The sequence below is a fragment of the Bradyrhizobium sp. Arg816 genome (assembly GCF_029989365.1).
In the GTDB taxonomy this organism is placed as follows: domain Bacteria; phylum Pseudomonadota; class Alphaproteobacteria; order Rhizobiales; family Xanthobacteraceae; genus Bradyrhizobium.
Genome location: NZ_JAPRAQ010000032.1, coordinates 66,550 through 91,220 on the forward strand (window position 1 = coordinate 66,550; position 24,671 = coordinate 91,220).

21 protein-coding genes and 6 pseudogenes are annotated in these 24,671 nt (G+C 59.8%); 9 read left to right on the top strand and 18 right to left on the bottom strand.

Annotation, left to right across the window (positions count from 1 at the left end; translation table 11 throughout):
• Positions 1 to 9: 9 nt before the first annotated feature.
• The 3 genes and pseudogenes from OWC48_RS41290 to OWC48_RS41300 all read right to left on the bottom strand — a co-directional run bounded on the left by OWC48_RS41290 (position 10) and on the right by OWC48_RS41300 (position 2,411).
• Positions 10 to 150: a hypothetical protein gene (locus tag OWC48_RS41290; protein WP_282525145.1), complete on the bottom strand. Its 141-nt coding sequence runs from the start codon at positions 148 to 150 to the stop codon at positions 10 to 12.
• A 1,187-nt stretch (positions 151 to 1,337) separates the two neighbouring features.
• Positions 1,338 to 1,550 carry a hypothetical protein gene (locus tag OWC48_RS41295; protein WP_306664709.1) on the bottom strand — a complete coding sequence of 71 codons (213 nt, stop codon included), beginning with the start codon at positions 1,548 to 1,550 and terminating at the stop codon, positions 1,338 to 1,340.
• 507 nt (positions 1,551 to 2,057) lie between these two features.
• Positions 2,058 to 2,411 (bottom strand): annotated as a pseudogene (locus OWC48_RS41300) (hypothetical protein).
• A 295-nt stretch (positions 2,412 to 2,706) separates the two neighbouring features.
• Between OWC48_RS41300 and OWC48_RS41305 the strand changes: the two are divergent.
• The 3 genes and pseudogenes from OWC48_RS41305 to OWC48_RS41315 all read left to right on the top strand — a co-directional run bounded on the left by OWC48_RS41305 (position 2,707) and on the right by OWC48_RS41315 (position 3,562).
• Positions 2,707 to 2,925: a hypothetical protein gene (locus OWC48_RS41305; RefSeq protein ID WP_282525146.1), complete on the top strand. Its 219-nt coding sequence runs from the start codon at positions 2,707 to 2,709 to the stop codon at positions 2,923 to 2,925.
• Between the two features lie 168 nt (positions 2,926 to 3,093).
• A pseudogene (locus OWC48_RS41310) lies at positions 3,094 to 3,303 on the top strand (hypothetical protein); the annotation flags it as partial.
• A 49-nt stretch (positions 3,304 to 3,352) separates the two neighbouring features.
• On the top strand, positions 3,353 to 3,562 hold the full coding sequence (locus tag OWC48_RS41315) for a hypothetical protein (protein ID WP_282525148.1): 210 nt from the start codon (positions 3,353 to 3,355) through the stop codon (positions 3,560 to 3,562).
• A 51-nt stretch (positions 3,563 to 3,613) separates the two neighbouring features.
• On the opposite strand, the gene OWC48_RS41320 is transcribed toward OWC48_RS41315, so the two are convergent.
• Positions 3,614 to 3,964 carry a response regulator gene (locus tag OWC48_RS41320; RefSeq protein WP_282525149.1) on the bottom strand — a complete coding sequence of 117 codons (351 nt, stop codon included), beginning with the start codon at positions 3,962 to 3,964 and terminating at the stop codon, positions 3,614 to 3,616.
• Between the two features lie 8 nt (positions 3,965 to 3,972).
• Positions 3,973 to 4,182 carry a hypothetical protein gene (locus tag OWC48_RS41325; protein ID WP_282525150.1) on the bottom strand — a complete coding sequence of 70 codons (210 nt, stop codon included), beginning with the start codon at positions 4,180 to 4,182 and terminating at the stop codon, positions 3,973 to 3,975.
• Between the two features lie 163 nt (positions 4,183 to 4,345).
• On the opposite strand from OWC48_RS41325, the gene OWC48_RS41330 reads away from it, so the two are divergent.
• Together OWC48_RS41330 and OWC48_RS41335 are read left to right on the top strand one after the other, a co-directional pair.
• The gene (locus OWC48_RS41330) at positions 4,346 to 4,552 is read left to right on the top strand and encodes a hypothetical protein (RefSeq protein WP_282525151.1); all 207 of its coding nucleotides are present in this window, start codon (positions 4,346 to 4,348) and stop codon (positions 4,550 to 4,552) included.
• Positions 4,553 to 5,127: 575 nt separating this feature from the next.
• Positions 5,128 to 5,352 (top strand): annotated as a pseudogene (locus tag OWC48_RS41335) (ribbon-helix-helix domain-containing protein); the annotation flags it as partial.
• Here OWC48_RS41335 and OWC48_RS41340 read toward each other — a convergent pair.
• The gene (locus OWC48_RS41340; RefSeq protein ID WP_282525167.1) at positions 5,254 to 5,670 is read right to left on the bottom strand and encodes a carbohydrate porin; all 417 of its coding nucleotides are present in this window, start codon (positions 5,668 to 5,670) and stop codon (positions 5,254 to 5,256) included. The pseudogene OWC48_RS41335 and the gene OWC48_RS41340 sit on opposite strands and share 99 nt — an antisense overlap.
• A gap of 629 nt (positions 5,671 to 6,299) precedes the next feature.
• Between OWC48_RS41340 and OWC48_RS41345 the strand changes: the two genes are divergently transcribed.
• Positions 6,300 to 6,488 (top strand): hypothetical protein, encoded by a 189-nt coding sequence (locus OWC48_RS41345; RefSeq protein WP_282525152.1) that lies wholly within the window; start codon positions 6,300 to 6,302, stop codon positions 6,486 to 6,488.
• A gap of 4 nt (positions 6,489 to 6,492) precedes the next feature.
• On the opposite strand, the pseudogene OWC48_RS41350 reads toward OWC48_RS41345, so the two are convergent.
• From OWC48_RS41350 to OWC48_RS41360, 3 genes and pseudogenes are all read right to left on the bottom strand, one after another.
• Positions 6,493 to 6,889 (bottom strand): annotated as a pseudogene (locus tag OWC48_RS41350) (transposase); the annotation flags it as partial.
• A 301-nt stretch (positions 6,890 to 7,190) separates the two neighbouring features.
• Positions 7,191 to 7,628, bottom strand: coding sequence for a nuclear transport factor 2 family protein (locus tag OWC48_RS41355; RefSeq protein ID WP_282525153.1), 438 nt, complete (start codon positions 7,626 to 7,628; stop codon positions 7,191 to 7,193).
• A gap of 1,779 nt (positions 7,629 to 9,407) precedes the next feature.
• Complete coding sequence (locus OWC48_RS41360) at positions 9,408 to 9,698, bottom strand: helix-turn-helix transcriptional regulator (RefSeq protein WP_282525154.1); 291 nt, start codon at positions 9,696 to 9,698, stop codon at positions 9,408 to 9,410.
• Between OWC48_RS41360 and OWC48_RS41365 the strand changes: the two are divergent.
• Positions 9,598 to 9,855, top strand: a pseudogene (locus OWC48_RS41365) (transposase); the annotation flags it as partial. The gene OWC48_RS41360 and the pseudogene OWC48_RS41365 sit on opposite strands and share 101 nt — an antisense overlap.
• Before the next feature lie 124 nt (positions 9,856 to 9,979).
• On the opposite strand, the gene OWC48_RS41370 reads toward OWC48_RS41365, so the two are convergent.
• The 8 genes from OWC48_RS41370 to OWC48_RS41405 form a co-directional block, all read right to left on the bottom strand.
• Positions 9,980 to 10,336 (bottom strand): hypothetical protein, encoded by a 357-nt coding sequence (locus OWC48_RS41370; protein ID WP_282525155.1) that lies wholly within the window; start codon positions 10,334 to 10,336, stop codon positions 9,980 to 9,982.
• Between the two features lie 149 nt (positions 10,337 to 10,485).
• Complete coding sequence (locus OWC48_RS41375; protein ID WP_282525156.1) at positions 10,486 to 11,211, bottom strand: energy transducer TonB; 726 nt, start codon at positions 11,209 to 11,211, stop codon at positions 10,486 to 10,488.
• Positions 11,208 to 11,642: a TonB system transport protein ExbD gene (gene exbD, locus OWC48_RS41380; RefSeq protein WP_282525157.1), complete on the bottom strand. Its 435-nt coding sequence runs from the start codon at positions 11,640 to 11,642 to the stop codon at positions 11,208 to 11,210. The genes OWC48_RS41375 and exbD overlap by 4 nt, the downstream gene beginning before the upstream one ends.
• Before the next feature lie 4 nt (positions 11,643 to 11,646).
• Positions 11,647 to 12,456: a tonB-system energizer ExbB gene (gene exbB, locus OWC48_RS41385; protein ID WP_282525158.1), complete on the bottom strand. Its 810-nt coding sequence runs from the start codon at positions 12,454 to 12,456 to the stop codon at positions 11,647 to 11,649.
• A 46-nt stretch (positions 12,457 to 12,502) separates the two neighbouring features.
• Positions 12,503 to 14,869, bottom strand: coding sequence for a TonB-dependent receptor domain-containing protein (locus tag OWC48_RS41390; RefSeq protein ID WP_282525159.1), 2,367 nt, complete (start codon positions 14,867 to 14,869; stop codon positions 12,503 to 12,505).
• 169 nt (positions 14,870 to 15,038) lie between these two features.
• Entirely contained in the window at positions 15,039 to 15,413 is a 375-nt protein-coding gene (locus OWC48_RS41395) for a hypothetical protein (RefSeq protein ID WP_282525160.1), read from the bottom strand.
• A gap of 604 nt (positions 15,414 to 16,017) precedes the next feature.
• Positions 16,018 to 16,563 carry a hypothetical protein gene (locus tag OWC48_RS41400; RefSeq protein ID WP_282525161.1) on the bottom strand — a complete coding sequence of 182 codons (546 nt, stop codon included), beginning with the start codon at positions 16,561 to 16,563 and terminating at the stop codon, positions 16,018 to 16,020.
• 71 nt (positions 16,564 to 16,634) lie between these two features.
• Entirely contained in the window at positions 16,635 to 18,062 is a 1,428-nt protein-coding gene (locus OWC48_RS41405; RefSeq protein ID WP_282525162.1) for a DUF1254 domain-containing protein, read from the bottom strand.
• A gap of 748 nt (positions 18,063 to 18,810) precedes the next feature.
• On the opposite strand from OWC48_RS41405, the gene OWC48_RS41410 reads away from it, so the two are divergent.
• Both OWC48_RS41410 and OWC48_RS41415 read left to right on the top strand, forming a co-directional pair.
• Positions 18,811 to 20,253 (top strand): FAD-binding oxidoreductase, encoded by a 1,443-nt coding sequence (locus tag OWC48_RS41410; RefSeq protein WP_282525163.1) that lies wholly within the window; start codon positions 18,811 to 18,813, stop codon positions 20,251 to 20,253.
• A 38-nt stretch (positions 20,254 to 20,291) separates the two neighbouring features.
• Positions 20,292 to 23,621, top strand: coding sequence for an adenylate/guanylate cyclase domain-containing protein (locus tag OWC48_RS41415; protein ID WP_282525164.1), 3,330 nt, complete (start codon positions 20,292 to 20,294; stop codon positions 23,619 to 23,621).
• 806 nt (positions 23,622 to 24,427) lie between these two features.
• On the opposite strand, the pseudogene OWC48_RS41420 reads toward OWC48_RS41415, so the two are convergent.
• A pseudogene (locus OWC48_RS41420) lies at positions 24,428 to 24,671 on the bottom strand (hypothetical protein); the annotation flags it as partial.

Sequence of the window (24,671 nt, forward strand, 5' to 3'; positions counted from 1 at the left end):
TGAGGCGCCTTAATTCATCTTGCGACGGAGCTTCTTGATGATCGCTCGGAGGGTTTCGATGTATTCCTCAACGACCTGCCACGCCTCATCAAGCTGGGAAGGCTCTAGGGGCAATTCTTGTCCCGGGCGCGGTTCGTCGGGCTTGGTCATCGCCAGATGGTTGATCCGAGGCTGGCGCATTGTACGCGATACTCAAGGAGCCGCGCCAGGGGAGAGCGCCGCAGAGTGAAACAAACCCGCTCCCTTGAAGAACGAATGGCCGAACAAGCCACCAAGCTCAAAACAACTGGCCAGCTAGTTACCGGCCGGAGCCGAACCGGCCAAGCGCGAGCTGTTCAACCAATCGCAAACCATCTCTCGGTTCTAGCAGACCAGGTTGAGATGGCGATGGAGAGGAAGCCGCCAACTGAGGCGACCTTATCCCATCTTCCGCTCTAGCAGCGGGAAATGACCCCACTCGCGCCGACGGGCCTATCACATCGTACTCGAACGCTACCCCCTCGGGATCGTTCTCATCGAGCCAATCCTTGGCAGCGTCTTCGGTCGCGAAGACCTTGAGATGCTCGACGTCACCGACCTGCTTAGTGGGGTTCACGTAGATGAAAACCTTCATTGGTCTTTTTTACCTTTCGGCATGCCAAAGGCGGAGAGCCGGCGCCGACTGCAGGGTGATTGCGGGGATAGGTCGGGGCCGCTCCGCCAGCCCGGCGGCGAGCCAGCAAAGCCGTAACAGAGTCTGAGGTCGCCGGTTCCTGAGGCAGCCATACTCCCCCGCTAAACTGTGAGAACACCGGCGCGATTTAACGGCTCTGTCTCGACCGCTTTGAGATCGAACATATATGTACGGGTACCAAAACTTGACGGTCGGGGCCGCCCCCTGTTGGTAACTGGCCTGTCCCCAACTCAGGGACCTACTTTGATTTTCACAGAGGCCCAAATTGGATAGTGACGTGTTTTTAGATCGGCTCTAAAATCGATCCCGCTTCGGAACGAGGCGGTGTTTTGGAGCTGAATCATGCGAGGATTTCGGGCTTACATCATCGGGGAAGACGGGCACATAGCCATGCGCAAGGGAGCAAGCCGAGCAGCTTGTCGACGGGCACGCAGTAGAGCTTTGGGAAGGCGCAACCAAGATCGCCAGGTTCGAACCCATCCAGAGGCACTAACGGCAGACAAGGCACCTTCTCATCGGCCAAGGCGGACCTTTGATCCAGCTGCGAGATCGCGGATGAGGGCACACTCGGCCGCGTCCGTCCGCAGCTTCTCAAGTTGGGCTTGGTAGTCGTTCACAGAGGTCGTCCGCTTTGCCCCGAGTTTCACCCCCGGAACAAGCGTGGTCAACCAGATTTTGGGGGTTGCGAGCCGGGCGATCTTAGCCACTCGCTGATGTGCATGCCGGTCTCGCACTGGCGGGCTTGCCGCAACAGATGCTCCCGTTTCATGCCGGGCCTCAGTTTCTTGGCCTCCTCACGAAGCCGATCAGCTTCATGAGTCAGACGTTCTTCCAACGTTTCTGTTTGCTTGATGCGACGCCGACGCTTGATGGTCATGGCGCTCTCCCGGTTCGAGTAGGGCGGGAGCGCTACCGGCGTTCTCATCACCGACTGATGCCACGGGCCGAGCGGCGATCGCGAAATCATACTCCAGGTAGCGATCGGAGTATGTGGACAAGTGCACACAGCAGCCATTGGGGCCGGGAAGCCGCCCGCGTAAGCCAGCGGGCACCGTCACAAACCTGTGGCACGGCCATTGCACAATTCAAACTAACTGGGATTTCAGAACTCAGTTTGAGAATGAGACGCTGCCGGGACATGCATTTCGAGCCCGGCAGCGTTCTATTTCGAGACTGGTGGAACAGCCACTCAACTTGCACAGTCCCATGGACGGTCGAGACTTGGCTCGATGGTCGGACGAATTGATCTGGCTGGCGGCGTTGCACTGTCGGCCCGGTAGGCGCGTCGGCCGTCCCAAGGGCGATCCGGGTGGTTCTCGTAAACCCAGCGGTCGTCACAGTTGATGCACGTCGTGGTCATTGCACCGGCGGCCAGCGGCTTTTCTTAGCAAGCGACCCCGCCCAAGGGCAGCGCTAGCTGCATGTCGAAGCGCCTTGTGGCGTTAGCGGCGATGAAGGCTTGCAGTGCAGACGAGATCTCGGCATCGGTGTCGGCTGCGCGCTGGGCCAGGGCGTTGGCAACGTCGGAAGTCGCATCCCGCGACCAGCCCTCGGCGGTATTGAAGGATACAATCCGGACCGGATAGGCGTACTGCCCAGACAGGAGATTTTGCAGGACGCCCTCGAGGTCAGTGTCAGCCGTCATCCGTCTCGCGCCAGGCGCAACCGGCGCGCGCGCCGAAGTCTTCAAGTACTCGCGGTCGAGGCGGTCGGCCCGCACGATCGAGGAGGAACGCATACGCTACTCTGACTACAAGGGGCACGGAGACGGCCCCGGCTCCAGGGGGGGCAAGGGGGTAGGCCGGGGCCGCTCCGCCGGCCTTGGCAACGAGCCAGCGACGACTCAAATAGTCGCTCGCCCTTGTTGTTCCTGCGAGCCGGCAAGATCGGGAAAAAATGGCACCGGCCGGAACGCACAAGAAGTTGGCTGAGTTGAATTATGAACCTCGCGCTCCGGTAATCGGCGCCGAGCGCGTAGCCTGGAGAGGCGGCAAACCAGTCCCGTGAATTGCCAGCATGGCCGCGAGAGTATCATGATGGACACGACTGTGACGTTCGATGAGCTGCGACAGATAGAGCGCGATGTCGTCGAGGGAGAACGGCAGCTCGCAAAGCAAGAGGCGCTTATTGTCGAACTAAAGCGCCAGCGCCAAGAGACGACCAAAGCTGAGGCCGAACTTGAACGGATGCGCGCAGATCAGCGACTTCGGGAGCTGGATCGACAACGTCTCCTGTCAAGGCTGCAGCCCTGATATCGCACCGCAATGACGCTGTTAGTGCTCAATTCGTCGCCGGGCAAGGGCGAGCCAATCGTGCGTGGAACTTCGAGTGCGACTGCTGGTTTTTCCCGCCATGGCGGTGTTTTACTTTGATCTTCATGGTAGTGACGGGGAGCTTCGCGACGACGAAGGGAGCTCCATGATTTGACGGCGGCGCGTCGTTTGGCAATCGAAGCACTAGGGCAGATCATCATCGATGATGGCTTCAAAGATCAGTACGGACTAAAGTCCATCAGAATCCGCGACGACGGTGGTGAAATCTTACGAGTTTCCGCAACGCGAATTTTGCAGCTCAGCGGAAAGGTGCAGGCGCGCCAAGCACAATGCGGAGACGAGGCGCGCTCCCTGTAGGAACTCCCGCACGAAGTGGTCGTTAGCGCCGCGTTGGGAGATCGGCTTCATGAAAATGTTGGTGGAATACCTAGATCGCGCGGTGCAGCTTGAGCGATTAGCGTCAAGCGAGCGCGATACAAATTTTAAAAACCAGCTACTTTCGCAGGCGTCGGCTTATCGAGGGCTCGCCGCCAAACGGGCCAAAGATTACGGACTACCTGCGCCAAGCCGCTCCGAGATGGCGCATTTTCGATTAAGTCGAGTGAACCGCTCATAGGACTTCATACTGATAATCCACGTTACGGTTTGCCCACGCCCGGCCGCGCGATTAGGGCACGTTCAGTAAGTTGGTGATGCAGATTCGAAGTTGGTCGATCTGAAATGGCTTTCGAAGCCTAGGTCGGGACAGGAATTTCTCCGGTACGCCGTCGCTGCCATAGCCGCTTGCGAAGGCGAATGGGATATTGCGGACCTGTAAAGCATCGGCGACGGACACGCTCGTTTCCCCACCGAGGTTAAAGTCAAGGATGGCAAAATCAAACTCTGCGCTGGATGCCAACGCAAGAGCCTGCGTTAAATTCGCGGCCTCAGCCGACACTGTATGGCCAAGCTCTTCGAGCATGTCCGCCACCATCATGCGGATCAATGCTTCGTCCTCTATGAGCAATACTGAAGCCACAAAAAAACCTATTGGCGCTTGATGAGCGCAGCCTTTGCAAACGCTCTTAGCGCCGCGCTCCGCAGCTCGTTCAAAGTCGTGTGGCCCGATTCTGCCACTTCCAAAAGTTGGTCGGCGATCAGCCTCCGGCTTTCATGGTCGCCGCCATTTGGCAGCTCGCAGCAGGCTTCTTCCAGCACTACTTCCATGTTTGACTTTATGCGGTCGGACAGCTCCATCCGACATCTCCGGCAGGTAACGGGAACTACCGGCAATATGGAACCCTCTGCCGCGTGGCGTCAATACGCCATAGCGGCGGGTGGTCTCGGATGGTAAATTTGTGGAGCTGATCGGCCCGCATGATCGAGGGCGAGGAACGCATACGCTGACCGTCCATATTCCGTGTCCGAAGCCGCGGCGGGCAAGCTGATCAAGCTCGCGAAGAGCATTGAAGCCGTGGACGGCCGCATTCACATCGAGAGGATCAATTACCCGTTTCTGTCGAAGAATGGCTGCAAGGCCACCGGGCCCGAATTCGGCGCCGGCTGGCTCGAGCTGCACGAGAGCCGGACTTACGTGCGGCTAAACAAGACAGTTGATCAGATGTAAGCGAAAACGTCCTCGCGCATCACCGGGCTGGCACCGAATGCTGAGGCCGTTCGGCGCTAGCGAATCAAAACGCGCGCACTGCCATTTTTTCCCAACCTAAAGTGGTCGGGGCACTAACAAATGTTTGTTGAAGTCTCTTTGCCGCGTCAGTCGAAGGCAATGCCTAGACGGCGTTCCTTTCGCCAGACGATGTGACATGGTCGCCTGCAATTAGGACATTCAGGTTGCCAGATTTTCCCTATATGTAACGCCTCGGTGAACGAAGCCGTTTTGACGAGGTCTCGAAACGCTCCGGAAACAGACCGCGCTCACTCTGAACTTTGGAATTAAGAGGGGAGCCAAAATGATTACACTCAAAGTGATTGCATCTGCGCTTGGTGCCGGAATTCTGTTTTCGATCTTTTCGGGAGACTTCGGCGCAGATCTCGTTCTGGCCGTGGTCGCGTGCCTGACATAAGGCTCCAGCCGGCGGCGGAAAGGACGCCGGCTCGCCGCCTGCTAGCGCGCAGGCTTCACGTAAGTGATGATTGCCACAACGGCAGCGAGCGCAAAGCCATCGAGCGCCAGGAACAGCCATGAAATCGCCCGTCGCGAAACGATCCATCCTCGTCGGCGGCCATAAGACCAGCGTCAGCCTGGAAGAGGCATTCTGGACGGCTGTGAAAGAGATTTCCCGCCAGGGGGACATGTCGCTATCGGATCTAGCCAGTGAGATCGAGCGCAACCTGCAGCATGGTAATCTGTCGTCTGCCATACGCGTCTACGTCCTCGGCTACTTCAAGAACCGCGCGGCTGACGCGATCACCCAGAAGGACCATGGGATACTCCGATACGACAAGGGCAGGGAGACGGTCCCGGCTGGAGGGGGCAAGATAGGCCGGAGCCGGTCCGTCCCCCTGATCCCTTGTCGCGCAAGAAAGGGCGCCAGCTCGAAGGGGGATGAGCCGGGGCCTAGAGGTTACGAGGCCACCGTCGGCATAGAGATCGATCGGATTGCGATCCGACGGTCCGTAGGAGGCGCGAGCGAATACGCCGATGCCGCGATCGTCGTCTTTGCCGACGCGATAGAGCTTCTGCTCGAAGACGGCGTAGAGGCCGTAGTCGCCCGAGTGACCCACAGCCGTACCCGAACTGGCTTACTTGCAGATGGTCATTGCTTCCCTGCGCGGGGAAAGTATTTTACCGCATCTGAACGAAGGCGCATCTGCCGACCTTTTGAGAGGCTTCGTCAGCGGTATGGCACACAGCAGCGCATACGGAGAAGAGTTGGGGAAGCGCTTGCAAGCGCGCTCGGCTGTGTTTTTTCGTTCGCTCCAGAATACGAATATCGCGGTCACAGAGGTTCGTTCCGACGATCCGGCGCACGGCACATCGGCCCCGCATATTCGTGAAGATGCCTTTATAGTTGCGCTTCAACCCGGTCCACGATCGTTTGAGGGGAGCGAGTGGCCCCGGTGACGTCACTAAGAGCCGAAGACACGACTATCTACGATATGAAACGCAAGCCGCAATTCACCATCAACAATCCATTTCATTCCGTTCATTTCTATTTCCCCCGCGCCGCGTTGAACTTGGGTGCGGACGGTGCCGAAGCGCGCCAAATCGAGGAATTGTCGCTACCAACCCGGAGTTGGCGTCGACGATCCGACGATGCGGGCATTGGTCGCCTCTCTAATGCCCGCGTTCGAGCGTCCCGAACAGGCGAGCCGCGTCTTCGCAGAGTACGTGACGATGGCAGTCGGTACACATGGCCGCGCAGACCTATGGCGGTATGCAACCGGTCGTTCGCCCGGTACGTGGCGGACTCGCGCCCCGGCAGGTGAAACGCAGTGAAGAAACCCTTGCCGCAAATCTGGAAGGTGACGTCTCTTTGGCCGATCTAGCAACTGATAACGGCTTATCGGTGAGCCACTTTTCGCGGGCCTTCCGGCAATAGACCGCGCAAAGCCTTCGCCACCAACCAGGCCCGCCGCGATGCACGTCTCAACGATCCGCTCGAACATACGACGGAAAACATCTCCCTCGCGGAAGCGCTCATTGCGGGCGCGCGAGAACGCAGAATGATCCGGGATAGCATCCTCGATACCGAGCTTGCAGAACCAACGATAGGCGAGGTTCACCTGCACTTCACGACAGATCAATCGCTCCGAGCGGATCGCAAAGACATACCCCACGACCAGCATCCGGATCATCAGTTCCGGATCGATCGACGGGCTACCCATCGATGAATAATGAGGTGCACTCGCTACGAAGCCAGGACAGATCGAGAGCGGCCTCGATCTTCCGTACCAGATGGTCTTCAGGAACCGAATCGCCGAGGCGAAACTCGTAGAACAGCTGACCTTGGTCACTCTACAGACGGCCCATCATGGATCGACCTCGCCGAGAATCGCGTCAACACAACGGAATCACCGTTCGAGGTCGTACTCAACCCGACTTTTGCAACAAAATCGGCCCTGAGCCGAACAGCGTTCAAGCCTTTGAGATGTCGGCTGTGGGAGTAGAGCAGACGCTGGGCAGCACCGGCGTTCACCTCCGCTTATGACCCAACCCGGACATATCCTTCACCAGTGGCAAATAGCCGTTTTGGGTCTCCGGTAAGGCCGCCGTCTCACCGGACAGATTGAGCCTCAATCGCTTAGTTGAATGTTTGCAGCCTTAATTTGAGTGATCCGTCGGCTTGGCGTTCGAAGACGTGCGTCGCCAAACCACTGAAGGGAGACGGCTTGCCCTCCTTGTCCTTACCCGTGGCGCTCCACTTGGCTGTGCCGAACACAACCATGTCGTCTCCGCCGGCGTCGATCATCTCCAACTTGTGATCCGTCACACCGCTCGCGAAGAGTCCGGCAAAGAACTTCTCGATCTCGGCCGGACCCGACGCGACCTGATGTGTCGGTGGCATCAATTTTGCCGTCGCGACATAGGAGGCGCCGATGGCCTTCTCGTCGTGCTTGTTGAATGCGGCATCCCACGCTGCGTAAGCCTTCTCCACGTCCCCCTTAACGTCCGCGGCCAACGAAATTCCCGGCGCGCAGAGCAGACAAATGACGAGTGCTGATGTTTGGGCCAACTTCATAGGATACTCCTCTACTGGATAACGCCTTTCCCGATTCATCAATCCAGTCGCCTGCCGCGGCTACGCTCCGCCAGCAGACGACACCGTCGCCGGTCGCGCTGTGGCCGGCCATTGGTTCATTAGGGAAGAGGTGCAGGCGATGGTAACTTCAATGGCGCCGGTCACCTCGGGAGTCCATATCGCACCTCATGACACCGCTATTGTAGCCGGTGACATATGCGCCGAACTTCAACCACCACGACCAGTTCAGCAAGGCAACATCATCATGCTTGTTGCCAGAGGATTCCATCCAATAGTTCGCGGAACAGCAATTCCGGGCGATTACCGTCAACCACGTTGACAAATGGGAGCGACGGCACACGCATTGCCCAGGCCGGAAATCCTGGCGCTGCGCACGGTAATTCGCTTTTTTGCCCTGTGCTGACTGTCAACCGAGCACGGGCAATGGTTTGCTTTCAAACCAAGCGCGGACGGAGACCGCGGTCAACCCCGACTTCCGATTTTGACCCACGGCGGACTTACGGGTGCCATTGTTTCCCCGGGGAGGATCGTCCCTCCGGTCCGGGAATGAAGCAGCGCCACATAGGGGTCATTCTTCCATCGGCGTAGGACGGCCACCACCAGACCATCGCCCTGCCGCTGAGGTTCTGCTGGTTGAGCACGACAGAGTTTGGCACGTCAAACCATTGCCCGGGCTCGTTTCGCCGATGCGGATGCTTCAGAAGGACTCTGTAGCCATTTTTTGCCATATCCCACTCGGCCTCCGCATGTTGGCCGTCCCCACCATCACAGCACGGCTCACCTGCCTTATTCTTGAGACTTTTGAACCAAGCGTCCAGTTCTGGTCGCATCAGGTCATGTGAAAAGGCTGTGGTGATGCTGAAACGTGCGACCGCACAAAATCCCAACGTGCGCGCTACGATCAACCTATAAAGATGTACTGGGTGTCTATTGGAACTGGTCATGGAAACCTCCGTTTCCCAGCCCATTTGCGTGGGGCTTCGGAACCGCGCGAAGGTTCAACCGGAAGTGCACGCCGTTAGAGGTGCCGATCACTTCCTCGGCAGGGCTTTACTTTTTGCGTGACCACGGGTCAATTTCGCCTCTTGGCCATTTAATGGAACGAAGAGGAGTATCGTCACTTCGCTTGTGGAACGTCGGCATTCTTCGAAGGGGCGCGAAACATTTTCGCATCCTGTAACTTAAGTTAATTATGGGGCCTACCAAAAGGTCGCGATATGGAGCCGACCAGTCGAATATCAGACCACATCGATCATAAGACTGCCCGGTCGATCTGTGACGAGGTGGGTGACAGATTGCAAAAGAACTTATCTCTTGAAGCCTCGCCTCTGCCGCCCTACCTCGAACGTCTAGTCGATGAAATGCGCAAACAGGAGCGTCATCCCATTGATGGCGTCGCAGCTCCCGCTAACCGTTTCCTTCATGCGACGCGGCGGGTAGTCGCGGCCGTCTGATCGCGTAACGAAGAAGCCGTCGCAGCGCTCAACCCGGCGACGGCTTTTCCGCTAATCTTGTCGCTGAGGCATTCCAGGTTTGGCCGCGCCTGACGCGATCAGGACGTGCTCGTTCAGTGAACGGTCAAGCCGTCGGCGAAGCCGCGGCTCGCCCTTAGAGGACTGCTTCGCAGGGTCTAGCTGACGTGAATTGCTCGCGTTGCGCTTTTCACAGTTTGACCCATACGCGACATTTGCCTTGGCGGCAGCCCACTATATCGCAATTTTCAAATCAAGAAGTGGCCGCGGTGTTTCGCCCACACGATCAGTAAAGATGTCGTCGCCATGCGCCGGGGGTAACGCCGGTCAGCTTTGCGAAGAAGCGGGTGAAATGAGACTGGTCGTTAAAGCCGCAGGACAGCGCCACATCCGAAAGCGGGAGCGTTCGATCGCGTAATAGGCTTTTGGCTTGATCCACACGGCGTTTCAACAGCCACTTATGCGGCGAAAGGCGCGCCCGAGACGTTGCACTGTCCTTCGCTGGCACCGAGGGCTTTGAGCAGTCTCGACGTGAGCGCAAGAAGATTGAGATGCGGTTCGCACACCTGAAGCGCATCCAGAGGCTTGGTCGATTGCGATTGCGTGGTCCGCGAGGCGCACAAGATGAGTTTGTCCTCGCCCCCGTCGCTCAGAACCTGCGACGACTCGTGGCCCTGGCCGCACGCCGCCACCTGCCAGGGCTCTGCGCATCGCGTAGCGTCAGAGTTGAGTAACGAGCGCCAGGGCACGGCGCGTCAAAGCCGTGGCCCGTAAACAACAGGCGCCAGTTGCATCGGTAGCGGCCAACTTTTGCAACGAAATCGGCCCAAGAGGCGACATCGTAGGAATTGGTGAGGTTCAGAAGCCGCAATCCCTATACTGTTTTCCGGCGAGACGAAACAGCGACCCCACTTCAACGAAGTCAACGTCCAGACATTGGTTTCCTCGACGGTATTCGCCAAGGCCGTTGCATTGAAGGTACTCAAGGTTTATTCGCCAGCGCTTTTCGCGCGGAGAGTAGGTCGCAAAGCCATGCTGGGCGCGGGCCGGTCCTTTGCAAACTCCAGTGATGTATTGTCGGACCTCAGCGGGCAAATCGTCTATATGACGAGGATCCCAAGGATCCTCCTTATTTGCGGCACTGCCTTTGGAAACAGCGGGCAGTTCACTGCAAATCAGAAGGCAAAGAGCCAGCAACAAGGTCCGGACTGTCATTCGACACTCCCGTCAACTGCGTGCCTCTTACAGGTACTAGGACCAGGGTCAGCACGCGGCCCTACTTTCTTATGACAGGCAATCGATGCTCGGCGTCCATAGTTGCCGGGCAGAGCGGCAACTCAGAACGTTCGGAGATGCCGGCGCCTTCAACTGGCCCGGGCGAAATTCACCGGCGCGATGTAAGTGTCCTCCGCCCCCGACTTGGCGGCAGGGAATGCTGGGAACGGACTCGCGCGTCGAAGAATATCGATCGCCTCGCGATCGAGGACATCGTTGCCCGACGACTTCGTTACAGTGCTGCCGATCACATCGCCTGCGCGGTTCAGCACAAATCTCACGATGACCGTGCCTGATTTGCCGCGCGCGGCCGACGGGTAGCGCTTGAACTTTTGCAGATGGCCGAACACCAGTGCGTTGTAGGCGTTTGAGCCTGCTTCGGTGAACTGTCCGATATGTTCGCTCTTTGGCGGCGCGCGGGTTTCCGGCGCGGGCGGTTGCGGCACCGGCTTCGGTTCGTCCACCTGCTTCTCGACCTTTGGCAGCGTGACTTCCGCCTCTTGTGCCGGCGGCGGCTGCACCACCGGCTCTTCCTGCTTCTCCTCGACCTTGGGCGGTTCCGGTGGCGCGGCCTCGGCCTGCTGCATGGTTGGCCCAACGGCGATGTCCTGGTCTTGAATCTCGGGCGAACTGCTTTCGACCGGTGCCAGTGTCACTGCGATGGCGGGCAGGATGTTCGGTTCGACCGGCCTGCGGGCATACCACAACGCAACCGCGGCCACGATCGCAGCGTGCGCCATCAGGATCGTCACGCCGGCAAATGTCCAGCGGGAAAGTCCGCGCCGTTCTGGCAGATGTAGTTCAAACGCGTTCATGGCTTGGCTGTCGGCGTTTCCAGACTGACCAAAGCGAGCTTGAGATATCCGGCATCGCGCAGGCTGTTCATCACCTCCATGAGCGCGCCATAGCTGAGGGTCTTGTCTCCGCGGACGAAAATCGTTTCGTCCCTATGATTGTTGGTCGCGGAATCGAGCGCGGCCGAAAGCTCCCCACGTGGCACCAAGGTCTCGCCAACCGCAATGGTCTCGTCCGGCTTAATGGTCAGGAAGACGGGCTTGTCGGGCCGCGGCTGCTCCGGCGCGGTACTGGCGGGCAGGTTGACTCCGATGTCGACAGTGGCAAGCGGTGCCGCCACCATAAAGATGATCAAGAGCACGAGGATGACGTCGATGAACGGCGTGACGTTGATCTCGTGCTGGATTTCGAGATCGTCGCTGCCCGAACGTTGTCCAAGACGTATGGCCATGCTGTCACTCCGCGGCCCGTGGCAGCATTACCGCGGTGCCGTGCTGTCCGCGGCTGATCATCAACAGGAGCTGCGCCGAGGCGTCGTCCAATAGGGTGCGGTAGCCGCCAATGACCCGCACCAGGTGGTTGTAGATCACGACCGCGGGGATTGCCGCGACCAGTCCCATGGCGGTTGCGAGCAGCGCTTCGGCGATACCCGGCGCCACCACCGCGAGATTGGTGGTGTGGGATTCGGAAATGCCGATGAAGGAGTTCATGATGCCCCAGACCGTGCCGAACAGGCCGACGAACGGTGCCGTCGCGCCGATCGTGGCGAGCAGGCCGGTGCCGCGCGAGATCTGCCGTGTCATCGCCGCCTGCACGCGCTCCAGCCGCAAGGCGACGCGCTCTTTGAACGCCTCGTCGACGATGCCGTCGGACAGCTCGGCCTCGCGCGCGGTAGTGAGGATGAGCTGGGCGACGGCGTCCCTGTCGTTACGGCATGCGCGGACCGCCTCCGCGAGGCTGCCGCCGCTTTCCAACAGCCTGGTGCGGCGGCGGGCCTGCCGCCGCGCGCCGGCTAACTCAATCGTTTTGGCAAGCCACACCGTCCAGGTCACGAACGATGCAAACGCAAGCCCGATCATCACCGCCTTCACGATGATGTCGGCGTTGAGGAACATGCCCCACGGCGAGAGATTGCGGGGCAGCAGCGGATTTGATGTGTCAGCCAGCGCAGCCGTCGACATCGCGAGCGGTGCAAGGCTCACGATGGTCAGCGTGACGATGCGGGCGAAATTTCCAGACTTCGCCCGTGATTTGCGATCAGGCATATGGTTCTCTTTTCCGTTGTCCTCGTGGATCACCCCCGGCTCCCGCTCATATCTTCTGTGAGATGCCGACGAAGAAACCGCGCCGCGGACCGAACTGCGGAGCGAACACGCCGATGCCGGACCCGTCCCTGATTTCGTAGATCTTGTCGAAGAGGTTCACGACGTCGAACCGCACTGTGGTCGGCTTGTTCGGCGCGACGAGATAGAAGTCTTGCGATACGCCGACATTGACCTGGGTGTAGGACGGCACGTGGTCGGTATTGGCGAAGCCGGAACGAAGTCCGCTGCCGTAGATCATGGAAGCGGTAAACTTCGTGTCGTACCATTGATAGGATGCGCCGGCCGATGCCGTCACCCATTGACTGTGGTCGGTGTAGATGTAGTGGGTGGCGATGTAGGCCAGTTCGTCCGGATCGAACAGGAACTGGTTCGAGACGACATTCTTGCCGATCTGGCGCGCCCAAGCCACGTTGCCGTAGAGCTTAAGATTGCCCTTGGTATAGCTTGCCTTGAATTCGAGGCCGATATTGTTTGCCTTGGCATAGTTGAAGCCATTGAGCACATAGGCTTGGCCGAACTGCCCGTCATCGAGAAGATCTCGCGCCAGCTTCACGTAGCCGTCGAGGCCGACTTCGAGGCCGGGAATCGGCCAGATCTTCTGAACCACGCCTGCATCGAAAATATGGGCTCGTTCCGGTAGCACCGGATTGTTCTGAGTAACTGCCGGCGCAGCCACCGTGCCCTGGAACAGCGCAATGTTGGTCGGAGCTGCAATCACCTGCTGCGGCGGCGTGAACGTCCGCGCGTACCCGGCATGGACGGTAGTGCCGTCCTGAGGCACCCAGGTCAGGCTGATGCGCGGGCTGAACTGATTGGCGTCGACGTATTGCCACATCTGGTCGAAGCGCAAGCCGGCGTTGAGGGTCAGGTTGTTGGTTATCTTCCATTCGTCCTGCACATAGGCGCCGAACAGCCAGCCGAGCTTGCTGGAGGAATCGTAGATGGTGACGGGTGGAAGCGGTGCGCCCGTGGTGGGGTCGAACGCCTGACCACCGCTCACCGGATCACTTGGGAACGTCGCGTTGATGCCTGTGACCAGGGACCGCTCGGCGCTCGTGGTGAACCCAAACCGCAGCGTGTGCGCGTCGGCGATCCGCCAGGCCGTGTCTTCCTGGATGCCATTGACGTAGCTCTGACGATACACGCTCGATGAAATGCCGTTGATAAGCAGGTCACCGGTCGGGTCGGGCCAGAAGTGGAGCTGGCTGTAGCGGTTGAAATAGGAAAGCTGGTAGTCGATGCCTTCGGCCGAGTGCTGGTAGGCCACGACGTTGAACTGATTGAGTTCGGACTGCCGCTCGTTGAGAAACGCGGAATCGAATCTGGTTATGTTACCCAACTGGAAGTTGGACGGCTGCCCGGGATTATTTGGAATCTGGTACAGCGCGTTGGAGACGCCGCCGATATAGGTAATGCGGCTGTTGGGGTCGATCACCGTCGAGACGTAGGCAAAGCCCTTTTCCTGTTGCGTGCGGTCGTGAATGGCCTCATTTGCGGGCGTCGGGTTCTCGATGCCGAGATTATTGTAGAGATAGCGACCCGACACGTAATACTGCGTTTGTCCAACCGTGCCACCGTATTCGGCGAACGGCGTGATGGTCTGGTGGCTGCCGCCATAGACGCTGACCTTGCCGGAATTATCGAATGCGTCCGCCTTGGTTGTAATATCCAGCACGCCGGCCGTGCGCAGGCCATATTGCGCCGGCAGCGCACCCGTCAGCAGCGCCATATTGCCGACGATACCCGTGTCGAGGATTTGCCCGAAACCGCCGACGCCATCGGGCAGCATGATGCCGTTGATGCGGTACTGAAGATTGGCATGCTCGTTGCGCACATGGAGTTCGCCGCTCGCCGCCGAATCCTGGTGGACGCCCGGGAACTGCAACAGCGCCTTATCCAGCGTAGTGTTGTTGCCCTGCGGCAGGGACTCGATGGCCTGACGGTTCATCTCAAAAGAGCCGGCCCCTATCGGTGGGAAGATGTTTTGGCGGGCCGCGTCGAATTTCTGGTTCTGCTGGGCAACGACCTGCGCCTGGGTCGCCGCCTCGTTCGGTGCCTGGGTCTGTGTCGGCGCTGGCTGGCGGCGCACCACCTGGCGCGGTGGTGGCGTTCGCGGCCGCCGCTCGGCGGGTGCGACCACGCGCGTTTCGGGCAGGACATTGCCGCCCTGCGCTTGGGACGGAGGCGACGGGGTCTGTTCCGTGGCAGGGGGGCTCTGCTGCGGTAATGGCTGGGTCGGAGCCGGCGTTTCGGGCGCGGAAGGGGAAGCGGATGGTTCCGGCGGCGGCGAGGCGGCGCCGGCTTGCGCGAGCGCGGGGACATCTGACGCTGCGACCAGCGCAAGCGTCGACACGCTTACGAGAAGGCTGCGCGGGATGCGCAAAGGGGCGAAGTACATGAGATTCCTGACTGAGCTGATGCAAGGCTGCGGGGCAAAACAACGTAAGCCATGCTAAGCGATGGAACCTCGGCCGATGGCGACGACAGTTTTAGTGCAGCGCTACACGACCGAGGCAGCGGCGTCAGGAAATCGGGGGGCCGCGGGATTGAAAGGCCGAGCGGTGCGGCTGAGGGATTGCATACGCGGGCTCGACCGCACGATCGACCGACACCTCGGCGAGCGTAACGAGCAGCGCAGGCAGTGTCGGCGCCAGCGCGTTCCCCATCGCCGCGCTGGCGATACAGATCGGACAGAGATAGTCCACCCCGTCAGCAGGGTGTTTGGGCGTATGATTGCGATCGTCGGGCGCGCTTGGCGCTGTGAGGGCAATCTGGCTTGGACCTGAGCCCGTACCGCCAAAGGCATGAACGTGACCAAAGGACAACGCAAAGTTAATGGCGAGCGCAATCAGCGCCGCCCACGAACCCTGTCTGATATTGTCCTTGAACCAGCCCATTCGAAACCGAACCATCACCATTCTGGATGGGCGCTCGTCTGAGCATCTTATCTGACCTGTCGGCTCGGTCAATCTGCGCGGGGCGACGAAGCCTACTCACTGAAAGCCCGCAATGAAGCGGCGGCCGATCGTCGTGTGGGATGTCCAGCTCGGTTTTCCACCTCCGCCGCTCGTGCAGTTGCGACGCCGCCACGTGCGTCGAGACACGTGCCGTCCAGAAATCGAGCGAAAGATGCGAAAAGCGGGCAGACCGGCAGTTCCGAATAGGACCGCTTTGGGTCAAAAACACGAAGAACTCAACGTGAGCAAATCTGGTCTGCGATTCCTCCGTAAGCGGACTTCGTGGAGGGGCGCTGCTACGTCGCCGACGGGCTACAAGCGGACATCTGCGGAAGTCGGGGTTACATGCTCAGGGCCATTGGCAGAAACACCGTCGCTCAATGACAAATCATAGGCATACCGGAATAGATCCACAGTGCGCCCGTTGCGATCCCACAGAGCCATCCTATGAACGACCAGGGTCCTGCTTGCCACGACCAGCGCGCAAACCGTGGCCGCCTTAGCGGCGAACGACTCTCGGTTGGGAAATCATCCGAACAGGACGTCATCGAAAGTGCGCCGACGCTCTACGGATGCCAGCGAACGAATAGCAAGCGCCAACCACGTAGATGGCTATACTGAGCCCTTGCGCCGCAAGCCACACATTCTTTCCGGTCGGAATCGCATGATAATAAAAGTTAGGCCAGAAATAGTTGCAAATTACGTAGCCTGCGGCTGCTGATACGAGCGTGCAAATCAGACCGAACGCACAAAGCGTAGGCGCAATACGCTCGTGGCTCGAAATATCCAGTGGCGCACCCTGCCGATGGATTGCCTGATAACAAAAGCCGATGGCAACCATGCCAAGGCCGCCTGCCTTGAGGGTCAGTTCTGCCAGGACCGCCGGACAGCCCCACCAGAGCGTGATGTTTCTCAGAAAATCCGGACCCACGTCTCCGGCTATAGCGCCAACCATGTAGTGCGCGATGGGAATAAAGCCCGTCAGAAATCCAGTAATAAACAGCCCCAGACCCCAACGGATAAACTTCCAACTAAGTGCCGTTGGCGTAACGGCAGCACTGCCGTCCATTGCAATAGCTGCGTTGCTCATCTAGATCCTCCGGCGTGTGACGCCCTTGAAGGCACTTGGCGCGCCTGCATGTTAGCATGGCGCGCTAGTTCTCAAGCACCGACCTTCTTGGCGGCAGGCACCGACCATGAGCCGTTGATGATCGACGGGTCTGTTTCTTGCGGCCAATACATGCGTAGCATGAGGATAAAATCTCCCTCGGGCGCGGGAAGCCAGTTTGATTCCTTGTCCTTGCCCGGGGAGTCCTTCTGGATATAGAGATCGGTCGAGCCGTCCGCGTTTTCCTTCAGCTCCTCGCGAGCGCTGACCGAGTAGCGGTTGATCGGATTCTTCACAAAGAAGTAGCCGCTATCGTACATCGTCAGCGACCAGAATCCCTCCACAGGAGGCAGATCGCCTTTGGCAAATCGCATGACGTATTTGTTCGCACCATTGTACTTGCGGCCGTCCGCATCCTTCTCCGAAGTCGGATAGACCGCATCCTGCGGTCGATTGCAGCCAAGTCCGATTGCGGTAATTAGAGCCCGCATCAGATAGTCGGTGCCATAGATGCCGCCTTTCGTTGTGAAAGCGAAGCCATTTTCGTCCTTGATGGCTTTGTTGATTTTGAATTGAATCATAATCCTGTCGACTGACAGTTCAGGCAGCCGCTTGAGGAAGTCCGCTTTCAGCTTGCTTTCGTCGAAATCCTGCCCAGGAACGATGCCGATGCGGGCAAACTTGGCAAGTTGGGGCTTGTCTGCTGCATAGGGCGGATTGCTCTTCATGAGATCGCACAGCAGCTTGAAATACGACACTGCGTCCATGCGATTGACCTGTTCGCGGACTGCTGTCTTCATGTCGATGGACGGATCGACCTTTCCCGGAGGTGGCGTGTATGCCTTGCCGTAGGCACTGAGCGGAACAAGCTTGCATTCGTCCTGCAACTTGTGGACGGCGGCATAATCCTCCGGCGTGCCGGTGCAATAGATGCGGCCGAGCAACCACACAATGTTGGTCTGCGATTTATACTCTTTCACGCCGGCCGGCAGCGTGCCTTTCCACCCGGGTCCGGTAATCGCATAAGTCTGAGCGCCGGTGCCGGTAGTCCGCTTTCCCGGCACCTGAAACACGGTCGTCCAACCGTCCAGCATCGGCATCAGGAAATAGCGCCCCTTCATATCCGGGATGCTTAGAACCCACGGCTCCTTGCCGACGTCGAAGAAGGAAGTCGTGTAGAGCGTGTCCGCGTTAGGCGCGGTGACGTCCCGGAACGAAGCGTCGGGATACTGGCGCAACTTTATGATTTGACCCATTGGCCCCCGCGTCCCCACGGGCTCGGCAACGTTGGTAATGACCCGGCGCGTCATCTCCATGGTCACCAAGGGATAGCCGAAGATGTAAGCGTCGCTCGCGAGCCAGAACTCCTCCAGGCCCTCTCCCACGCCAAGGAAAGCATCTTGGCCGAGTGCGGATCGACTAGCAGCTGCTGCGAGCAGGCCCATTCCTCCAAATGCGAGGGATCGGCGGGTGATATCCATGGTATTTCCCTTTCAAAAGAATTCAAAACTGGCGGGCAGCGAACGCAAACCTCCAGCCCAATAGGTAGCGGCTACCTCACGTGGCGGCATTTACGGCTTGGCCGCAGCACAAACGCCATCAACGTTGACGGCGAAAGCCGCTACCGCACGATCTGTGGGCGGAACAGGAGTGACGTTGAGATAGATCAAGGCTTCGGGGCCTGAAGCTTAACTTCCGTATTGAGGTAAAAGCAGCAGCAAACGTGGAGGTTATCCGCTAAGGGTCAAAATGCGAAGAACTCGATCTGCGCAAAACTAGTCCGCTGCTGCCCGCTAATCCGACCTGAATGAGAGGGTTCGCCACTTCGCTGATGGGCCAGGAACCGACTTGCGAGAAGTGGCAGCTTTGGGCGGCAAAGCGGCATCGGCCGACGAGTTGCTTTCGACCTCCATCCTTTCCTCCACCCCCAAAGTTCCCTCTGTGGACCGGATTTTCTTGGTTTCTTTTGCAGGTGACGGAAAGTCGACTCGCGCGGGCTTTTAGGCGCTCCTCATCCGCGAGACATTCTGTCGCTGAACCATTTGTTTTGCCGGAGGACTAACCTCTAGGCGGAAATCTGCCGTTCGCAATGTCGAACGGCCGTGCAGCGGGGTGCTTCTGCGCCACGTCGGTTGCAACAGCCGTGGCGTGGTCGTCCTTTCCGCTGATCCGTCTAAGTGCATGAGAACTGACTGCCGAAATACTACCGCTAGTCACGGAGGAGATGCCATGACGCAGATTCGGCTGGCCTCGCTGCAGGGCGAGGCGATTTCGCTTGAAAGCGATGCAATTGAGGCCTTTCGCCAAACCTTGCGGGGTAACGTCTGTCTGGCCGAGGAGCCGGGCTACGATGAAGCACGTACGATCTGGAATGCGATGATCGATCGCCGTCCAGGCGCGGTCGTGCGCTGCAAAGGGGCCGCAGACATCATTCGTGCCGTACGGTTTGCGCGTGAGCACGGCCTCTTGGTCGCCGTGCGCGGTGGCGGCCACAACATCGCGGGCAATGCTGTTTGTGACGGCGGGCTCTTGATCGATCTCTCGCTCATGCGTTCCGTCCGGGTTGATGCATTTCACCGCACGGCGCGCGTGGACCCGGGGGCAACGCTTGGCGACTTCGACAAGGAGGCACAAGCTTTCGGCCTTGCTACCCCGCTCGGGATCAACTCGACGACCGGCGTTGCGGGATTGACGCTGGGCGGCGGCTTCGGATGGCTTAGCCGCAAGTTCGGGCTTGCCGCCGACAACCTGATCTCGGCCGACGTGGTGACGGCCGAAGGTGAGCTCGTCCGGGCAAGCATCGCCGAGAATACTGACCTGTTCTGGGCTCTGCGCGGAGGCGGAGCCAATTTCGGGGTGGTGACCTCGTTTGAGTTCCGCCTGCACCCTGTTGGTCCAATGGTTCTGGCCGGGCTCATCATCCATCCCTTTGCCCGGGCGAAGGAACTGCTCGCGGGCTATCGTGACGTCGCCGCCAAGGCGCCCGATGAGTTGACAGTGTGGGTGGTGCTCAGGCAGGCGCCGCCCCTGCCGTTCTTGCCTGCCGAGGTTCACGGCAAGGAGATCGTCGCGTTCGCCGTCTGCTACGCGGGAGATGAGAACGAGGGCAAGCGTGCATTGGAGCCGTTGCGCGCGCTCGGAGAGCCGATCGCGGACGTGATCGGCATGCAGCCCTTCGCGGCGTGGCAGACTGCGTTTGACCCACTGCTCACGCCCGGCGCCTATAATTACTGGAAGTCGCACAATTTCGTTGAGCTCAACGACGGTCTTCTCGACACCCTGGTGAGCCATACGACAAGCCTACCGACCGGGGAGTGCGAGATTTTCATTGGTCAGCTTGGTGGCGCCACCAGTCGCATGGCCGTCGACGCCACGGCGTTCCCCCACCGCGATACGAAGTTTGTCATGAACGTTCACACGCGATGGCGCGACCCGGCGGATGAGCGACGTTCGATCAGCTGGGCGCGTCAGCTCTTTGCTGAGACAGCATCCCACGCAACCGGCGGCGTTTACGTCAACTTCATGCCGGAGGACGAGACCGATCGCGTGGCGGGCGCCTACGGCCCGAACTATGCTCGTCTCGCGGCGCTGAAGGCCAAGTACGATCCCGGCAACCTGTTCCGGCTAAACCAGAACGTCAGGCCGTCCGCCGCACAGCGACCGGCCGCCTGACAAGAGACCGTAGTTGAGGGGGGGCAACGGAGACGAAGTTGGACATCGGAGAATGGCTGCGCACCCTGGGCTTGCAGTCCTATGAGCAGACGTTCCGCGACAACGGAATCGACCTTGAGATCCTATCCCACCTGACGGTTGAAGATCTCAAGGAGATTGGAGTCCAGGCCGTAGGCCATCGGCGGAAGATTCTCGATGCAATCGGCCTGCTGCCAGCGGACCTGGCGGCGACGCGGACCCCTGCGTCGGCCGAGCGACGTCAGCTCACGCTCATGTTCGTCGACCTCGTCGGATCGACCGATCTCAGCCGCCGTCTCGATCCCGAGGAACTGCGCGAGGTCATGCGGGCCTACTCGAATACGGTGGCGGGAGAGATTGCGCGACTGGAGGGCCACGTCGCGAAGTTTTTGGGAGACGGGGTGCAGGCCTATTTCGGCTGGCCGCGCGCAAGCGAAGATGCGGCGGAGCAAGCTGTCCGGGCGGGACTTGCCGTCGCAACAGCGGTCAGCGGCATGTCGTCAGGCGCAGGGGGCCTGCTGGCGGCACGTATCGGCATCGCCACCGGGCTTGTCGTGGTGGGCGATCTGCTCGGGGAAGGTGTTGCGCAGGAGGAAACGGTCACCGGGGAGACACCCAATCTCGCTGCCCGTCTGCAACAGGTTGCGGATCCCGGTACGGTCGTTATCGCCGACAGCACGCGCCGCCTGGTCGGCGATCTCTTCGAATTTGTTGAGCTCGGTCCCCTTCAGCTCAAGGGCTTTGCCGAGCCGGTCCAAGCGTGGCGGGTCATCGGCGAAGGCAGGGCACAGAGCAGGTTCGAGGCCCTGCACGGCGCCCACGTCACGCCACTCGTCGGGCGCGGCGAGGAACTCGATCTGATGCTGTCACGGTGGCGGCTTGCAGAAGGAGGGGCTGGACAGGTCGTTTTGCTTTTTGGCGAGCCGGGAATTGGAAAATCACGATTGGTGCTCGCACTGCGCGAGCGGCTACAGACCGAACAAATCGCGCTCGTTAGCTATGCCTGTTCGCCGCATCACCTGAACAGCCCGCTCTTTCCCTTCATCTCGCAGCTCGAGCGCGAGGCGCGGTTCGCACCTGAGGATGCCGCGGAAGCACGGCTCAAGCGCCTCGAATTACTCCTTGGCGAAAACGGCGAAGGGCTGTCTAGCGATGCAATCCAGCTTCTTGCAGATCTGCTCGGCATTCCAACTGAGAGACCGAGCTCCCAGCCAGAGATGTCGCCGCAGCAAAGGAAGGCGCTCCTGTTCCGCACATTCCTGGCCCGCCTCAATCGACTTGCCGCTCGTGGCCCGGTTCTGATGGTGCTTGAAGACGCGCACTGGCTCGATCCGACCTCGCGCGAGCTGTTCGACCAGATCGTGGATCGTCTCCAGGACTTGCCAGTGCTGGTCGTCGCCACATTCCGCCCGGAACTCCCGCCACCATGGACCGGGTTTCCGCACGTCACGTTGCTCATGCTGAACCGCCTGCCACAGGCGCAGGTGGTCGTGCTTGTCGACCGGATCACCGAAGGTAAAGCGCTTCCCGCCGAGGTTCTCGATCGGATACTGGAGCGGACCGAGGGTGTGCCGCTTTTCACCGAGGAGCTCACGAAGGCCGTTCTTGAAGCCGGGATCCTCCGCTACACCGGCGCTCGTTACGTGCTCGCCGGAGCATTCCCGTCCTTGGCGATTCCGGCGACGCTGCACGATTCGTTGATGGCGCGGCTTGACCGTCTTGCTCCCGTCAAGGAGGTCGCCCAGATCGGAGCCTGTATCGGCCGCGAGTTCGATCACGAGTTGCTTGCTGCAGTCGTGTCGATGCCAGAGGTGGAGCTCGCCGCGGCGCTTGACCGCCTGGTGGCCGCAGAGCTCGTTTTCCGGCGCGGCCTCGCGCCTGCCGCTACCTATGTCTTCAAGCACGCCCTGGTGCGCGACGCCGCCTATGAAAGCCTGCTCAAACGGCGCCGCCAGGAATTGCACGCGCGGATTGCCACGTCGATCGAAGCGCTGTTTCCGCAACTTATCGAAGCGCAGCCGGAGCTCGTCGCCCGTCACTTCGGCGAGGCCGGATTGGCAGAGAAGGCCATTCCATACTGGCTGAGGGCCGGTCGCCTCGCAGGCGCTCGATCGGCGAATATGGAGGCAATTGCCCATTTGAGATCAGGGCTCGAGTGCGCCCGAACACTTCCCCTCGGCGCATCACGCTCGCGCTTCGAGCTCGACCTGCAGCTTGGGCTTGGCGGCCCGTTGATTGCAACGAAGGGATTTGCGTCGCGCGAGGCGGAAGCGGCGTTCCAGCGCGCGCAGGAGCTCAGCCGCGAGCTGCAGAGCGAGGCTGATCTCTCCGCCGCGTTGAAGGGGCTCGGCCACGTCTATCACGTGCGCGCCAACCTGCGCGAGGTCACAAGCCTCGTGGAGGAGACGGAGGTGCTGGCCAAACGAAGCGGTGATCCCGTGCGTGAGGCCGAAGCCGATCATCTTGCGGGAGTGCTCTCGTTCCACCTTGGCCGGTTTCAATTCTCGCGCGATCGGCTCGAGAGAAGCGCACAAGCCGGCGAATACCGCGGCCGCTATTATTCCGAGGTTTACGGAATTGATATGAGCGTATTCTGCCGTGCCTATATGAGCCATTGCGACTGGCATCTCGGCTATCCCGTTCGTAGCCTCAGGGTTGCTGAGGAAGGGCTCGCCGTCGCGCGTGAGATTTCACATCCATTCAGCATCGCGCTCGCGCTCAACTATCTGGCGATGCTCCATCAATTCCAGCGAGAGCCAAATGCCGCACTGCAAGCCGCTGTCGAGTCACGCGAAATCTGCGCCAAGTACGGCTTCGACTACTATGGCGCATGGGCCAGCCTCGTTCGCGCCTGGGCGATTGCAGAATCCGGCCGGCTTGACGAAGGTCTTGCAGACTTTGATGCGGGGCTTGAGGATTTCCGGCGTACAAGTGCGGGGCTACGTATTCCGCACCATCTCGGCTTGCTCGCCGCGCTTCGTCGCAAGGCTGGATACGCCATGGCCGGGCTTCGGGTCATCGACGAAGCGGTCGCACTTGCGGACGCAAGTCTCGAGAGCTGGTGCGCCGTCGAACTTCACCGGGAGCGCGGTGAACTGCTGTTGCTCGCAGCCGGGGCGGAGGCCGAAAATCAAGCGGACGCGGAGTTCGAGGCTGCGATTGAAATTGCCGCTGCCCAGGGGGCAAGGCTGCCCGAGCTTCGGGCAAGCGTTGCGCGCGCCAGACTTCAAGCGGCACGCGGCATGCGGCAAGAGGCGCGCGACGCTCTTGTGCCGATCTACAGCTGGTTCAGCGAGGGCTTGGAAACACGCGATCTCGTGGAAGCTCGCAAGTTGCTGGCAGACTTGTGACCAAGTTGACGATTAACCAGTCGATCTGGGCGCCGGACAAGACAGAGCATCTCGCAGGCTGACTGTGGGGTCAAAGGGCTACCAAGCCCCAACCGTCCGGTTCAGGCCGCCGGGCAAAGCGGACATCCTGCAGACACGCCACGTCTGCTTCGGGTCTTGGTTGTGTGCAAACCGATAGGTCGTCACGCGGCCGTGGTCGCCAATCATCGCAGGCGGCCGATGCTCTCGCGTCGGATCGTCCAATATCCGGCCAAAGTGGGTATCGCGACGCGGTATTGCGCGTTTGGACGCACTTTCCGGCCTTCAGGCGGAGCGGATGGCTGCAATCAGGCTCGGTTTGCCGACGATGTTCATCACCCGTGTGAGGTTAGCCGACATCCGAATTGGCTTCGCGTTGTTCAGCTAAGGGCCAGCAACGGACTCAACATCGCAAACGCTACTCTACTCGATTACTTCGTCGGCGCGAGCGAGGAGATAAGGCGGGATAGGCGCGGGCGCTCGATCGGGCGGAGCCGGCGGCGGCGCGGGGGCTGGGGTGCTGGATCGGGCGGCGGCGGCAACTCTCCGGCGGCCGCTAGTGTCAAGGCGCTTCAAACAGCCCCGGATCGGCCAACCTGGGCGTGACCATGAATGACCCGAAGGTGAAGGGGAAGTAGCCCCATCGCGAACAGCCCGATGGCCTACCAGCGGGCTGTCTTCATGATGCGTTCGCTTATGAGCAGGAGCAGTCGGAGGACCGAATTCGTTGGAGCGATTGCCCGTGGTTTTGAGGACCGGTGCTAGATCGCCGACGAAGAGGAGCGCTCTCAAACGAACAAAAAGTCATTCGCCGTCATCAAGTGCGTGAAGTTTGCAAGCGTAACTTGATCAGCTCCCGCCATGATAATGGTGCTAGTTCCGCTTTGGGTGATGACAAGGTCATTGAACGACTGCACGCCCGCAACATCAATGAAAGCTATCTTGTCATCCTGGCATTGGCTGAAATCCCGGATGAGATTGTTGGCACCGACGGTCATCACACCATTGTCCTTGAATACAAACGTATCGGCA